Annotated in this window: 16 protein-coding genes; 11 read left to right on the top strand and 5 right to left on the bottom strand. The window is 51.7% G+C overall.

All coding sequences use genetic code 11. The features are described 5' to 3' along the window. Positions 1-59: 59 nt before the first annotated feature. Positions 60-260, bottom strand: a complete 201-nt coding sequence (locus DQX05_RS13700; protein ID WP_119794164.1) for a hypothetical protein — start codon at positions 258-260, stop codon at positions 60-62. A 124-nt stretch (positions 261-384) separates the two neighbouring features. Here DQX05_RS13700 and DQX05_RS13695 point away from each other — a divergent pair, with 124 nt between their 5' ends. The 7 genes from DQX05_RS13695 to DQX05_RS13680 all read left to right on the top strand — a co-directional run bounded on the left by DQX05_RS13695 (position 385) and on the right by DQX05_RS13680 (position 4,258). Continuing rightward, on the top strand, positions 385-1,017 hold the full coding sequence (locus tag DQX05_RS13695; protein WP_119794163.1) for a hypothetical protein: 633 nt from the start codon (positions 385-387) through the stop codon (positions 1,015-1,017). A 447-nt stretch (positions 1,018-1,464) separates the two neighbouring features. Beyond that, positions 1,465-1,605 carry a hypothetical protein gene (locus DQX05_RS30740; protein ID WP_182914741.1) on the top strand — a complete coding sequence of 47 codons (141 nt, stop codon included), beginning with the start codon at positions 1,465-1,467 and terminating at the stop codon, positions 1,603-1,605. A gap of 133 nt (positions 1,606-1,738) precedes the next feature. Beyond that, on the top strand, positions 1,739-1,915 hold the full coding sequence (locus DQX05_RS30735) for a hypothetical protein (RefSeq protein WP_182914740.1): 177 nt from the start codon (positions 1,739-1,741) through the stop codon (positions 1,913-1,915). Between the two features lie 5 nt (positions 1,916-1,920). After that, a complete protein-coding gene (locus DQX05_RS30730) occupies positions 1,921-2,076 on the top strand; it encodes a hypothetical protein (RefSeq protein WP_182914739.1) in 156 nt (51 codons plus the stop codon). Beyond that, entirely contained in the window at positions 2,060-2,266 is a 207-nt protein-coding gene (locus tag DQX05_RS13690; protein WP_119794162.1) for a hypothetical protein, read from the top strand. The genes DQX05_RS30730 and DQX05_RS13690 overlap by 17 nt, the downstream gene beginning before the upstream one ends. 4 nt (positions 2,267-2,270) lie before the next feature. Next, a complete protein-coding gene (locus DQX05_RS13685) occupies positions 2,271-2,891 on the top strand; it encodes a site-specific integrase (RefSeq protein ID WP_119794161.1) in 621 nt (206 codons plus the stop codon). Between the two features lie 359 nt (positions 2,892-3,250). Then, on the top strand, positions 3,251-4,258 hold the full coding sequence (locus tag DQX05_RS13680) for an NYN domain-containing protein (protein WP_119794160.1): 1,008 nt from the start codon (positions 3,251-3,253) through the stop codon (positions 4,256-4,258). Between the two features lie 499 nt (positions 4,259-4,757). On the opposite strand, the gene mnmH is transcribed toward DQX05_RS13680, so the two are convergent. Beyond that, positions 4,758-5,810 (bottom strand): tRNA 2-selenouridine(34) synthase MnmH, encoded by a 1,053-nt coding sequence (mnmH, locus tag DQX05_RS13675; RefSeq protein WP_119794159.1) that lies wholly within the window; start codon positions 5,808-5,810, stop codon positions 4,758-4,760. A 250-nt stretch (positions 5,811-6,060) separates the two neighbouring features. On the opposite strand from mnmH, the gene DQX05_RS13670 reads away from it, so the two are divergent. The 4 genes from DQX05_RS13670 to DQX05_RS13655 are packed head-to-tail and all read left to right on the top strand — an operon-like array spanning position 6,061 to position 10,079. Next, on the top strand, positions 6,061-7,128 hold the full coding sequence (locus DQX05_RS13670; RefSeq protein WP_119794158.1) for a mannose-1-phosphate guanylyltransferase: 1,068 nt from the start codon (positions 6,061-6,063) through the stop codon (positions 7,126-7,128). 31 nt (positions 7,129-7,159) lie between these two features. Next, positions 7,160-8,272 carry a glycosyltransferase family 4 protein gene (locus tag DQX05_RS13665; protein WP_119794157.1) on the top strand — a complete coding sequence of 371 codons (1,113 nt, stop codon included), beginning with the start codon at positions 7,160-7,162 and terminating at the stop codon, positions 8,270-8,272. Positions 8,273-8,289: 17 nt separating this feature from the next. After that, positions 8,290-9,045, top strand: coding sequence for a glycosyltransferase family 2 protein (locus tag DQX05_RS13660; RefSeq protein ID WP_119794156.1), 756 nt, complete (start codon positions 8,290-8,292; stop codon positions 9,043-9,045). Then, complete coding sequence (locus tag DQX05_RS13655) at positions 9,042-10,079, top strand: glycosyltransferase family 4 protein (protein WP_119794155.1); 1,038 nt, start codon at positions 9,042-9,044, stop codon at positions 10,077-10,079. The genes DQX05_RS13660 and DQX05_RS13655 overlap by 4 nt, the downstream gene beginning before the upstream one ends. 114 nt (positions 10,080-10,193) lie before the next feature. Here DQX05_RS13655 and DQX05_RS13650 read toward each other — a convergent pair whose 3' ends face one another. The 3 genes from DQX05_RS13650 to DQX05_RS13640 all read right to left on the bottom strand — a co-directional run bounded on the left by DQX05_RS13650 (position 10,194) and on the right by DQX05_RS13640 (position 13,992). After that, positions 10,194-10,829: a DUF1796 family putative cysteine peptidase gene (locus tag DQX05_RS13650; protein WP_119794154.1), complete on the bottom strand. Its 636-nt coding sequence runs from the start codon at positions 10,827-10,829 to the stop codon at positions 10,194-10,196. A gap of 120 nt (positions 10,830-10,949) precedes the next feature. Further along, positions 10,950-11,603 (bottom strand): glycosyltransferase family 2 protein, encoded by a 654-nt coding sequence (locus DQX05_RS13645; RefSeq protein ID WP_119794153.1) that lies wholly within the window; start codon positions 11,601-11,603, stop codon positions 10,950-10,952. A gap of 16 nt (positions 11,604-11,619) precedes the next feature. Beyond that, positions 11,620-13,992: a DUF4214 domain-containing protein gene (locus tag DQX05_RS13640; protein WP_119794152.1), complete on the bottom strand. Its 2,373-nt coding sequence runs from the start codon at positions 13,990-13,992 to the stop codon at positions 11,620-11,622. Between the last annotated feature and the right edge of the window lie 152 nt (positions 13,993-14,144).

Raw genomic sequence — 14,144 nt, 5'->3', positions numbered from 1 at the left:
CGTCGCCTCGGGGAAGTCGAGATAATGTTCGATAAAAAAAAGCTTACCTTCTGGCAAGCTTACAAAGTTGACTGATTGATGATATTTTTCATTTCGGCAGTCGCCTTCTTGTGTTCGTCCAGGGTGATGGACTTGTAACGCTGTTTGTAAATGCAATATAGATAGGCAATGACTTCGCTTTCGTTTTTTAGTTCCAGTTCGGATTTGAGGTCTTGAACAATGTTTTTTACTGAGCTATATACTTGCATTTGTTTTCTCATTTAACGTCTCTCCTTTGTATATAGTGTACAATAAAATCTATAGAAAATAAACCATGTTTCTATAGATAATCTATAGATAATATGGTATAATCTATATAAGACATAAGGAAAGGAGTTGAGAAACATGGACATCTTCACGAGCATTCGACAAACAGCCGACATTGCAGGTGGTTTTACGATTGGTACGCTAATTGTAGAGGATGGCGAAGTATCTGTATGCCTTGAAGATAATACATATGTCGTCCTGGATGATACGTACCATGTCGAAGTGTATCGTGAAGGTGATTCCTATGTGCATGTTGGTTATGAGTATATTTTGACGGCGAAAACAGTTGAAGGTTGGCCGTTGTTAGCCGGGTTGTATTGTAGAGTTAAAAAAATGACCGACAAGCCGGACAAGCCGGATGAGGCGAAAGGTGGAAATAAAATGGAATACCAAGTACATATCAGGGGCCGTCATCATGTTAGTAATCGTTTTACTATCGTTGGAGAAAATTTGATTGATGCAATTAAAAGAAATTTTAAAAGGATGATTGATAAAGCGGATACCGAGTATGTGCCGTATCGCTACCCTATCACTGTACATGTTTCTTATAACAAAGGGGCGATGTTAGGCCAAGGTGCTATCCAACTGAAGTTGGAATGGATGTATTCGTATCATATGAAAAAGCCCGCATGGCTCCATGAAAATATTATTTTGATTTATGGCACTGAAAGTGACATAGAAGGCCCAACGACTTTTGTAGTAGAGGCGTGAATATGAGAGATTGTCCAATATGTCATAAACCATTTCAGCCGATAGATCGCAGGCAAATCTATTGCAGTTCCCGTTGTCGGTATACAAACTATCGCCGTATTGTTGTCCAGGAAAGAAAGAGAGAGGGAAAATGTCCGCAGTGTGGCGGCGATATGGACGTCCCGAAAGAAGGAAATCCATCGTATTGTTCCCGGTGTCAAAAGTATTGGAAGGATAGATATATGGAGCGTAAATGAACGTTTGTTCGTGTGCGATATGATGCGCGTCAGGTATAGGACAAGGGGTCGCCAGACCGAAGGCTTGCCCCTTGTCCGTATCTGCCGAGCGAGTAACCCTAGAAGCCCTGACAACAACCCCGTTGTTGTCCCGACTCCCGGATAGGGCAGAGGGATTTCAAAGGGGGTGCCCCTTTGACCGCCGGAGGCAAAGCGAAAGGAGTAGTTTGGAATGGAAGACTTTATTGCATCTCTTGGCGCGGTTAGTCTACTTGTATTAGTGGCTTTTTTGATGGCGCCTTTGATTATTTGTCCTACGGTTCTTTTTATGAAATGGGCAAGGTCATTATTTGGTGAAAATAAAGGTCAGTAATGGTCAAAGTTTTGATGTTGTAGAAGAGCGAAAAACGTTGAAGTGGCGCGGAAAGCGCCGACCCCCCCACCCTACTAACAGGGGGGGTGCAAAAACCAAAAAACGTATCCCCTAGCACGTAGGAGGTTTTAGAATGCTGCGTTTGCCGTCTGACATGAAATACACTCTGATTGATGCCTTAAACAAGTATATTGACATTCTTTATTACGACTCGATACCAAAAGCTCCTACTGAAACAATTCGCCGTTATTACGAAGTGCAGCTAAGACGCGCTCAGGAATCAAAAAAGTTGATAGAAGAACAGGAGTAGATAGCATGATATCAAGAGCAAAATTGGAACAATGGTTACGTGATAATAGTTTGGAAGGTGAGTTTCATCCAGAAGTGATTCGTTTTGTGGAAGAATTGCTGATACATATTGAGTTTGGGCAATTTGAGATTGAGGAGGAAGATGATGTTGACGGATATTAATTCTATGAAAAACGAAGAAATAGTTTTCAACGCTGCAGATATAAGGATCCTGATGGATGCATTACGCTCTAGACGTGAATATATTCAGATATTTTTAGAAATCCCGGAACTAAAAGAGCAATATAAGAAAGAGATAGAAGAAATAGACTTAGTGGAGAAAAAGCTAAAAAATTATATTTTGCAAGGATGATAGCATGTACTACTCAAAAAAAGGTAAGCGACCGACCCGGGTGCGTGAAACTCCTAACGGCCCGGTCGTCGGTTATGATATTCAGCCGATTCGCGACTTAGAGAAGCTGGGGCAGATTCAGGAACGCTTGGCGCGAAATCCCCGGAATGAGTTTATGTTCCTGCTTGGTATTAACTCCGGTCTTCGTATTTCGGATTTGCTTTGGCTCACCGTCCGGGATGTCCGTAGAGGTGAGCACATGGTTACGCGTGAATTGAAAACCGGAAAAGTTCGTCGATTTTTTATTAATGAGCATCTACGCCCGGTGATAGATGAGTACATAAAAGGGATGCATCATGATGATTACCTATTCGCATCCAACCGTTGGCCCCGGTTGCCCATCACCCGGCATGCAGCCTATAGGATCCTCCGGGAAGCTGGTGAGTCAGTCGGCCTCCACCATGTCGGGACACATTCCATGCGGAAAACTTTTGGTTACCACCATTACCGCATGTATAAAGATGTGGTTACCTTGATGATGATTTTTAACCACCGGGAGCAATCCGACACGCTGGACTATATTGGGTGGACGCAGGAGTTAGTTGATGAGAGCCTAAAGGGCTTTTTTTTAGGCCGAAAGATGTAACATTTACCCCGAAGATTGACCAAGATATAAAATCTATTGTTTTGATAGGAGAAACCTATAGAGGCTGCGACCCATGACGGCAAGACAGGTCTAGGCGGTACGTTTAGTTTGGCGAGAGGGTTGCAAAGAGGAAAGTATCAAGGGGGTACTTTACATTTCGGTGTAGAGTGTTGTGCAAATATGTAGATTGATTCGGTAATTTTATGTACTTAATCCAGGAGATAGTGTGATTTTGGGTTTATTTTTTATAATATCTTTATTTTTCAAAAAAGTATTTATTTATGTGTGAAGAGGATTTTATTGTAAAATGTCGAATTAAACAGTATTTTTATAAAATTAGGTAATTAGGAGGGGGTAACATGTCAATTCAACAAACTTCAAGTAAGGAAACAAAAGGACAGGGAACCGGAGTTGAAATCGAAGTTGAAGAAGTTGTTGATGTAGATATTGATATATCTTCACAGAAAGGTGATTCATTAGACGGTCCAACTGCTATTAATTTACTTGGTGATTTAATTGGAAAATCCACAGTAAATACATTTAAAGCTATGCATAGTAAAAGCAAGATGGACAATGTAGCTATATTCGTGGATTATGATAACGTGTACTGGAGTCTGACTCAAAATCATTCACATAATCCTAATCACCTAGAACCAGAAAAGAATTTATTTGACCAACTATGGAATAGATACGGGAAAGATAAAGTAAGAACCTTTAGAGCATATGCAGATTTTGAGAAGATAAAAACTGATTTAACTAGTCTTCAGAAAAAGCGGGTACAAATTCGACATGTTTATTCCAATGGAAAAGATGTAGATCAAAGAAAAAATTCTTCAGATATTGAACTTTGTATAGACGCTATAGAACACACATACAAAGATCCCAATACTACATGTTACGTTATTGTAACAGCTGACAGCGATATGATTCCTGTAATAAGTAGACTAGTTTACAAAGGTATCCGCGTAGAGCTTTATTACACCTCAGATTCTGCTCCAAAGCACGTCGATATAACCACCTATCCCCATTACAGTGAGGATTTATTGAAATTCTTAAACGTCGATGTAAAGATATATGAAGTAGAAGGACATATTGATAATGCATTATTGATAATAAATTCTTGGCATGCTCAATATAAGGAAACTGAACGGTATTTAGGCGCCAAGTACCTAAAAGAGCAATTTGCAAAGTCTTTTGGCTTGCCGACGAAACAAGCAAGCGAGCTGCTTGAACGATTAGAAATTAAAAAATTGATCACAACAGGTACGAAACATCTTTCCAACGGAGAGGCCAAAAAATCAATTATACTCTCTCAGGCTGGCAAAGTTAGAATTGCGCCTGTATACACTGCTGTACAGACTCCATAAAATTTATGTTGACACCGAAAACCAGTGATAATATAATTTATCCATAACTTTCTTATTCGTTAATTAAACATACGTTATTTATATACGTTACAATTTATTCGTTAGAAACGGCGGGGGCATACCTCGCCGTTTTACTTTCTTTCTTCCCCCCCTCCAGCTATCAAGCAAGGTCTTTATCTTCTACTATGATGATACTTACGCTCCTTCCCGTCGCTCATCTGCTCCGGTACAAGTACACCGTTTACTGTCCGTTTGTATTTTTCTTATCCCAACCTACTCGACAGGCCAGGCCAGACGTTAATGCCGATAATTGAGGAAATGTGCATGTAGCGCCCGGTTCAGCTGAAACGATATGACTTATGCGGTCTGCAGCTATCCTATCACAGGACGCAGCTAGGCTTCGGGACAGGCCGCAGACCAGGGGAACCGCGCATGCAGCCCGCTTGCGTATGCTAGCTCCCCTTCTCCTCCCGGCCGTGCTTATCCAGCCAGCTTCCGCTTAGACGGATCGTGCCTGCGGAACATTCCATCCGCGCAGCAGCGGCACCACCTTCGCATAGGCTTCATTGACATCCGCCGCATCGATGACGATAGGCTCCCGGTCGTACTGGAGCGCCGCATGCTCATAGCGCGGATCATAATAATACTCCAGCAGCAGCGTCGCTACGTCGTCATAGCGGCCGTCTTCCAGCGCGGACTCCACCTCGCGCGCAGCGGGCGTATGCATGCGGCGGCGAATCTGCTCGAACGATTCCTTCACCTTCTCCGCATGCTGCTCCGGCTGATAGTCGGCCATCAGATTGCGGACACGCTCCTGAACCGGCATGCGCACGGTGAATACAGTGCCGGCGCGCTTCGCTTGCACCAGAAATTCCGGCAGCACGACCTTGCCGATTCGGCGGCTCTCCCCTTCGATCAGCAAATAAGGCCGCTTCTCCGCGTCCAGCTTCAGCAGTTCATCGAGCAGCAGCGCCTCGAATTTCTTCTGGTTGCTCGGCTCCAGTCCGATATGTCCGAAGATCGAACCGCGGTGCCCTGCCAAGCCCTCCAGGTCCAGCACGGGATATCCGTCCTCCCGCAGCCGCTGCAGGAGCTGCGTCTTGCCTGTCCCGGTATGGCCGGCAAGCACGATGCACGGGGCTTGCAACTTATACTCGGCAAGCGTTGACTGTACCCAACGGCGGTAAGAACGGATGCCGCCGAGAAGCCGGAACGTCTTCAGCCCCATCAGCGACATCACGGTAGCCATCGTGCGGCTCCGCATTCCGCCGCGCCAGCAATAAATGACGACCGGGCCCTTCAATTCGCGGAACTGCGCGTATAGCGCGGGCAGCTTGGCCGAAGCGATGGCCAGGCCGCGTTCCTTGGCAGCTTCTACGCTTACCTGCTTATAAATCGTGCCGATCTCGGCCCGCTCCTCATCCGTGAACAACGGAATATTGATGCTCCCCGGCAGGGTGAATTCCGCATACTCCCCCGGAGAACGAACATCAACCAGCGTCGCTCCCGCGGCGCGCTTCTCCAGGCATTGCTCCAATGATATATCTTGCATGATTTCACCTCTAGTTGTCTGTCTCGTACTTCGCCTGCACACATAAGGATGCTCTTAATCTACTCTACCTTATTTTATCATAGACAGCCATGCCTGATCTCATACGGCAGCGGCACCCTTATCCGCCGGACGTTCGCCGTGCCCTTTTTCCCTTCCGGGACATATGTAGTAATAATTCTCTCTGATATCAGGTCAATCTCAAGTCCGTTCCCAGGAGGTGGTTCTCATTACAACGGTAAAAGCCTTGATTATGGCAGGAGGGAAAGGCACCCGCTTCTGGCCCTTTAGCCGTTCCACCCGGCCGAAGCAATTTTTGCCCATCCTTCACCCGCAATCCATGCTAGCCGATACATTGCAGCGCATGCTGCAACGTGTGCCGCTTGAACATATCCATATCGTGTCGCTCGCGGAATATGTTCCTCTGATTCGGGAGCAGCTTCCTGACTTTCCGCCGGAGCATATTATCGAGGAGCCGATGGCCAAGGACACGGCCGCCTGCATCGGCTTGGCCGCACTCCATATGCTGCTGCAAGACGAGGACCCCGTCCTCATCACACTGCCGTCAGATCATTATGTATCAGATCCGGAAGCGTTCCATGCCGCGCTTCAGACGGGAGTCGAACGTGCCGCGAATGAAGCCTGTGTCGTCACGCTGGGCGTGCGGCCAACCCGCCCGGAGACGGGCTATGGCTATATCCGGGTAGCGCTCGGGGAAGATGCTAAGCCGATGTCCGGCATGCGGGTGACAGCGGTAGAGCAATTCATCGAGAAGCCGCCGCTGCCGCTGGCCGGGCGCATCTTTGCCGACGGCAGGCACTATTGGAACACCGGCATCTTCATCTGGAAGGCCTCCACCGTCATGCACCTGCTGGAGCAGCATCTGCCGAAGCTGTACCATATATTGATGAGAATGAAGGAAGTGCTGATGGAGCCTTCGCCGGATGAATGCGCGCTCCATTCGCTCTACAGCCAGATCGAGAACCAGTCGATCGATTACGGAGTCATCGAGAAATGCAATTCTATTTATATGATTCCCGTTCAATACGGATGGGACGATCTAGGCAATTGGAACGCGCTGGAGCGGGCCGAGCCGCGAGATTTGTCCCGGAACATCGTTCACGGCCTTCATCATGGCATCGATACGAACGGCTGCATTATTCACGGCAAGCCGGGACAGCTAATAACGACAATCGGGACCGAAAATCTGATCATTGTCGCGACCGATGATGTTGTCCTCGTCTGCCGCAAAGACCGGACTCAAGATATCAAGTCGTTGGTCGCCCGTCTGGAGGAGCAGGATCTCCAGGGCTATCTTTAAATTCCATCCTCCATCCCAAGGAGGGAAGCAGATGAGTGGAGAGACTGCCATCCACAATATAGGTACCCTATTCGAGCCGACGGGATATGCTAAAGCAAACCGGCAACTGCTGCTTCAATTCATCCGCCGGGGGATATATCCCAAATTCTCCCCCGTCCATCCTGAAGTCGTCCATACGCCTATGGCGCCTGACATCGCGGCTGAATTGACGACATTGATGCATCGACCGTTGGCGCCTCGCCATACGGTGCTGTTCCATTATCCGGCTCATGCCTTTTACCGGGATCCGGCCCGGTATTCCATCGGCATGACGATGTTCGAATGCAACCGCCTGTCCTTCACCTGGGCGCGCCGCTGCTCCATGATGGATGAAGTATGGGTGCCGTCCACCTTCAATCGCGACACCTTCATTCAATCAGGCGTGCCGGCCCATAAGCTGAGAGTCATGCCCTACGGCACCGATCCGGATGTATATCACCCGGGCGCGCCTCCGCTCCCGGTTCCCGGCAGACGGGAGTATGCTTTCCTGTCGGTCTGCTCCTTCGACGAGCGCAAGGGCATTGATTTTCTACTGCGCGCATTCCTGGCGGAGTTCTCCCCGTCCGAGGACGTCTGCCTGATCATTAAGACGCGCGCCTCGACGGCTGAGGAGATCGGCCGGCAGCACGCCTATGTCAATAACCTCGCCTCGCAATTGACGGGGCGGGCGAACGAATCGGTCATCCTGTTATCCACGGTCCACTCCTGGTCCGAGGAAGATCTGGCCCGGCTGTATACTTGCGCGGACAGCTACGTTCTGCCGACACGGGGAGAGGGCTGGAGCATGACCGTGATGGAAGCGATGGCTGCCGGTCGGCCCGTCATCACAACCCGCTGGTCGGCCCACCTCGACTTCGTCAACGATCAGAACGGCTATCTGATCGATGTGGAGCGGTTCACCCCGTTCCTGCCGTCGCAATCCCGGCTGCTGTGGGCCTTGCCCAGCGTCGCCCACCTTCGCCAGCTGATGCGCCACGTCCATACCCATCGGCAAGAAGCCGCAGCTAAGGCCGCCCTTGGCCGCCATACCGTCATCGGAATGTATACATGGGAGGCCAGCGCCCTGCGCATGCTGCAGCGACTGCAGGAAATAGACAGCCGGTAAAAGGAGAATTCACCTGTATGATAAGTCTCATTATTCCGACGATCCATCATACGGATCTGGTCAAGCATTGCGTCAACAGCTTCATCAACACGGCCTATGAAGAATATGAGATTATTGTCGTCGATGACGGCAGCCCGCCTCCGATCCAGGAGGATTTGGCCGCCTGGGCCGCCTCGATGAACGTTCGTTTCATTCCCAAGCAGACTAACGAAGGCTTCAGCCGGACCGTGAACCTGGGCTTGCAGCACGCTGACGGGGACTATGTGCTGATCGCGAACAATGATATCATCTTCCACGAGCCGGGCTGGCTGCAGCATATGCTGGCGGCGATGCAGCTCTCTCCGGAGGTTGGTATCGTCGGCGCGCGGCTGCTGTATCCGAATATGACGATTCAGCATGGCGGCGTCATCCAGGGGCCGAAAAGGAATTTCGATCACCGTTATCGCTTCCAGCCCGCCGATTACCCTCCCGCGCAAGCGGTGGAGGACGCGGCTTCCGTTACAGGCGCCCTGATGCTGATCCGACGGGAAGTGTTAGACCGGATCGGCCTCTTCTCGGAGGAGTTCTTCATCGCCTACGAAGATGTCGACTTCTGTTACCGCGCCAGACAGCACGGCTTCCGCGTCATTTACAGCGGAACGGCCTGCGCCCTGCATTATGAAGGATTTACGCGCGGGACGACGCGAGCGAATAAAAACCGGTATTGGCGAGTCAAAGAAATGGAGGCCCGCAAAAAGTTCTGGGCCAAATGGGGAGGTAATCACATCCAATGAGCGCGCCGCTTGAAGTTGTCTATGTACTGGAGCTTACCGGCTTGTCCGGCGGCATTCGCAATGTGCTGGAGCAGGTGAACCGGCTGCATGAGATGGGCGTGAAGGTTCATCTGTTCGCGCTGGACGGCCAGCCTTCCTGGTTCCCGCTGCAAATCCCCGTGCGCCGCTTCCCGAATTACCGGATGATGCTGCACACCTTGAAATGGATGGACTGCATCAAGATAGCAACGTGGTGGAAGACGATGTCCGTCGTCTGGCACAGCTGCGATCGGCGCAGAGGCGGGCGCGGCATCCCGTTCTACCTCGTCCAGGATATCGAAGAAAGTTATTATCCGAATTGGCCGGATATGCAGGAGCGGGTCCGCCAAACCTACAGAGTCCCGGTCCATATGCTGACGATTGCCGATTGGACGACCCGAGAGCTGCTGGAACGGTTCCATCAACAGGCAACCAATATTTCGATAGCCGTTGATTTCAATGTCTACAAGCCGAACCGTACCCATGATCACGATCCGCAGCGCATTCTTGCCTGCAGCCGCCGCAGCCAGCATTTGAAGGGCTTCGATGTCACCGTGCAGGCCGTGACGGCGGCATGCCGCCAACTGCCCCATGCTTCCTTCGTCACGTTCGGCGTCGAGCCTCCTGGCATTTCAGGCATACCGCATCATCATTTCTCGAACCCTCAGGATCAACATTTGGCCTACCTGTATGCCAACTGCGGCGTCTTCGTACAGACCTCCTACCACGAGGGCTTCGGGCTCCCGATTTTGGAGGCGATGGCCTGCGGAGCGCCCGTTGTCACGACGAGAGCGGAGGGCAATGAGGAATTTTGCAAGGACGGATGGAACTGCATCCTTGTCAACAAGGGCGACGCCGATGGAGTGGCCCAGGGCATCGTCAAGGTGCTGTCCAACCCGGAATTGTCCCAATTCCTCGTCGCCAACGGGTTCGAGACTGCCAAGCATTACAATTGGCCCCGCGTAATGAACAATCTGTTGAATGCGTTCCACGCCAGGCTGCCGCAGCAGGTATGATGCTTGCGGCAGCATGCAAAATCGCCAGCTTCCCTGTAAGCTGGCGATTTTTGCGCTTGCTCCGCATGTTAACGGATGATGAGGCCGGCATGACAGCCGGACCTGCAACAGTTCTCATCCCGGCATGGCCTCGTAGCGGATGCCGGCGAATAATTCGTTCCACGCCCGATCGCTGTCCGCATCCCAAGCAATCGGTGCCTCCACCGCACAGGTATGGGCCAATGGCCAATCGAGCTCCACGATTCGGTGATCAGCCCCCGGATTGACGACGAGCAGGCGGAATTGGTGCCGGACGATCGAAGCCAACGCCGCTTCCAATGCCGCCGCCTCCTCATGGGAGGCATGCAGCCGGAAAAAGAAAACCCACTCAGCCTGCTCGCTATTGCGAAGGAAGCGGGCAATTCTCCGTTGCAGCGTCTCCTGAAATTCCGGATATTTACGGACAATGCCCTCCAGTTGATCCGCGACGAGAAAATCGTGAACCGACTGCACCCCGTAGATGCGATCCAGCAAGGAATAGTTATGTCCATTGAACTCCGTTCCGTCCACTTCGATATGGTCGGAGTACATGAATCCCGCGAACCGGTTGCGCAGCAGCAGACAGAGCCCAGGGATCGAATTGGAGTACATCCAGTCGATGACCCCGCTGTAGGGCCGCAGGCCATACCGCTCCAGCCGCTGCGCCGGATAACAGTTCGAGCCCAGGCTGTAGACCGCCTGATACGTTCGCTTGATGTCAGTCAAGCGCATTGCTCTTGCCTCCTTTTCGTATGTGTTCAAAAAGTCTCGGAAGCATACGCTTTTCAAGAGTGAATGCAAGATTCAATGCCGGGTTCCTTCCTGCATCACTTCGTGATCAAACGTGGAATGTTACGGTGCCAGATTGAATGGAACCGAGTAGGTCTCCTGTGCCATCCGTCCTCCCCATTTCAGCTCGTAATATCGCTCATAGAGCGGCCAGGTCGAATCGATAAGAAAATTGAGGCGGGGATCCGATTTGCGTGAAGAGCTCTCATGATGATCTACCGGCAGCTCCGTGAAAATCTCCTCATATCCTGCCAGACGGAGCCTGCGGTGGTAGTCGATGTCCGCGAAATAACTGCTGAACACCGTATCCCACGGCCCCGCCGCGCGCACCGCCTCCATATTGTAGGCTGCCAGTGCATCGAAATTCGTCAAGGCCAGCCCCCACTTCCGTCCGCTCTGCTTCAGCTCCGTCAAGACGCGAAGGAAGGCTTCAGGGGTTCCCGGATGCGCCTCGGCATCCGTATGCATATACATGACCGCATCTGCCCCCTGCTCAGCGGCAATTCGCTGGAACCAGTTCATGGACTGGGTGAAGGTCAGCGGGACGGGCGGATGGATGATGTTCACCAGCTCGTTCAAGCCGGCATGGCCCTTCAGCTCGGAATCTGCCGAATTATCCAGCACGTAAGTATGCGGCCAATAGGGGCGAATGCTGGCAACCGCCTGGTTCAGCAGATCAAGACGGTTGACATACGGAATGCCAACGATGTAACGCATTGCCGTCACTCTCCATTCATATCAATTGTATGCGGTCGGCAATATGCTGCGCGGCATGCGACCACGTCCAGCGGGACATCACTTCCTGCGCGGCGTTCCGTCCGCGCTCCCGGGCTGCTTCCCGGTTCTCGTATACATGTCTCATTACATACGCCAGATGCTCATAGTCCGGGTCGGCCCAGCGGAAATTGGTATAGTACGGGCATTTGGCAACCGCCGGCACAAGCTGCTTGACCCGGATCGGATATCCCGTCCGCTCGTTCAGGAAGTCGCGCTGCGCGCTCCAGTCAGTGGCAATGACTGGCAAGCCGCATGCCATCGCCTCCAGTATCGGCATGCCCCATCCTTCCCCCCGGGTCGGCAATAGGAAGCAATCCGCGGACCGGTACAGGCTCCCCAGCAAATACGACGGGAGCTTCTGATTGTATAAAATCATTATCTTCGATTCGACATGCTTGAGATTCAGCTTGCGGATTTCGGCCAACACGTTGATCGTCGGGTCGGCGTTCATGATTTTGCATACGAGCAGGACATCGTCATGGGCGAATACGTTGGCGAAGGTGCGCAGCATATCCTCCGGATTTTTGCGTTCGCCCCACTCGAATACCGACAGAAACGTGAACCGATCGGAGAAGCGGGCGGAGCGGATGCGGGGATGGAAATAGTTCGGGTCCACGCCAAGCGGCATAATGCGGATCGGCACCCTTACCCCGCTGTGGCGGAACGTATCGACATTGAACTGGGACGGCACCCATATCTCATCCATGCGGTTGCATTGATGGACCCATTCCTCTGGAACTCCGTCCACCTCCAGCATCGTGTAGCCGATTTTGTACTTCCCCTCATTTTTGTAGAAGACATCCCCTTGTCCATAGACGACCTCCGGCGCATTTGGATCGGCATGGCGCATGCGAAAAATATTGATCCGGTAATCGTCGCTCATCGGAGGCTCTTCCGCGGCATGCGGGGTCCCCGGGCCGTACACATAACGGTAATGCATTTTAATCCGTTTCTCATCAAGCGCGATCATCAAATTTTTGGATGATGTCGCATAACCGGTTGGCGCATTCACGATCGAATGCCAATTCAGCCTTTTCTCATAGCTTCCTTCGAGCCGAGCCTGCCATTTGTCCCGAAAGATCATACGTGATTGCTCGAACAACCCGGAGAAATCGACTTGATTCACCTTTGTCGTCGTATTCTGGGAGTGGGTCAACGTTACCCGGCCGTCGCAGACGACCCGGTAGCCTCGCTCCAGTGCCCGAAGACAATAATCGGTATCCTCAAAATAAGCGAAATAATCGGTATCCAGACCGCCTAGCTCCTCTATTAGGCTCCGCTTCACGTAAGCACAAGCGAAGACGACCCCTTGAACCTCCCGCGCAGACGCATATTGGCGGATATCCGTCTCCAGCCCGCCGATCTGCTGCCCCCAGCAGGTCTCCGCGAAAATAAAGGTGCCTGCGTGCTGCACCAGTCCGTCGTCACCGCGCAGCCGGCAGCCGACAATGCCAATATCCGGATCCGAATAGGCCGTCTCCTGCAGCCGTTCCACCCACTGAGGCTCCTCCGCCACGATATCGTTGTTCAGCATCAGAATATCGCTGCCGGGATCGCAATGGGCCATGGCCAGGTTATTGCCTGCCGTAAATCCAATGTTAGCGCCATGCTCAATCACTCGAATCCAGGGGAAGCTCTGCAGATAAGGTAGCGTGCCATCGGTGCTGCCATTATCGAACACCACGATCTCAATGCGTTCGTGACGGGCCGTTTCCTCCAATGAAGCGAGGCACCTCTTCGTATGCTCCAATCCGTTCCACGTCAAGATGACAATCGAAACCTTGCGCTGCAGCGGCGGAGCCGGCTGCGCCGGGGGCTTCGTCCCGCTCTCTTCCTCGGGAGTCAGCTGGAAGCTGCCGAGCTCAATCGGGCCGTTCAAGCGCGGGAGCTCCGGCTGCGCGAGCAGGCCCTGGCACTCTGGAGAGGTAAGTATCCCAAGCAGGACGGACATGCGGCTTCTTCCGTGGCGCAGTTTATATTGATAATGCAGTAACGCCTCGTCCTCGACGTCGCGGCAGAGCAGCTCCACGTACAGATCGCGGATGAATTCGGCCTCTCCCCTGTTCAAGATCAGGCTGGAGATGGTGTGACACAGGGCCGCACGTTCATCGCAGGCCGCTCCGCCCTGCGCCATTTTCTTCTTCATCTCGCTGCTGCGAAGGAAGCTCACCACGATCGACAGCTTGCTATGTCCGGCTTGAAGCAGCCGGGTGAAGTGCCTGATGCCGTTCGATTCCGGTTCCTTATTCAGAAGCTGGCTATATAATTCTGCGATGAATTGCTCGCCTTCCAATCGGAACAACAAGTAGAGCCTTTGGATCAGTATCAATAAGAATCCCTCCAGCACTTGCGGATAATACTGGGATTAGTGTATTAGCACATTCTTCCCTTTGCCTGTGCGTATGACCTTGGCTCACGCATCACCTGAAGGATCCTGGAGGAGCCAAGTCCGCCTTGCGGCCCGGTGAGCTAATTCTCTCT

Source organism: Paenibacillus thiaminolyticus, assembly GCF_003591545.1.
Taxonomy (GTDB): Bacteria; Bacillota; Bacilli; order Paenibacillales; family Paenibacillaceae; genus Paenibacillus_B; species Paenibacillus_B thiaminolyticus_A.
This window is presented reverse-complemented; position numbering and strand designations above follow the sequence as displayed.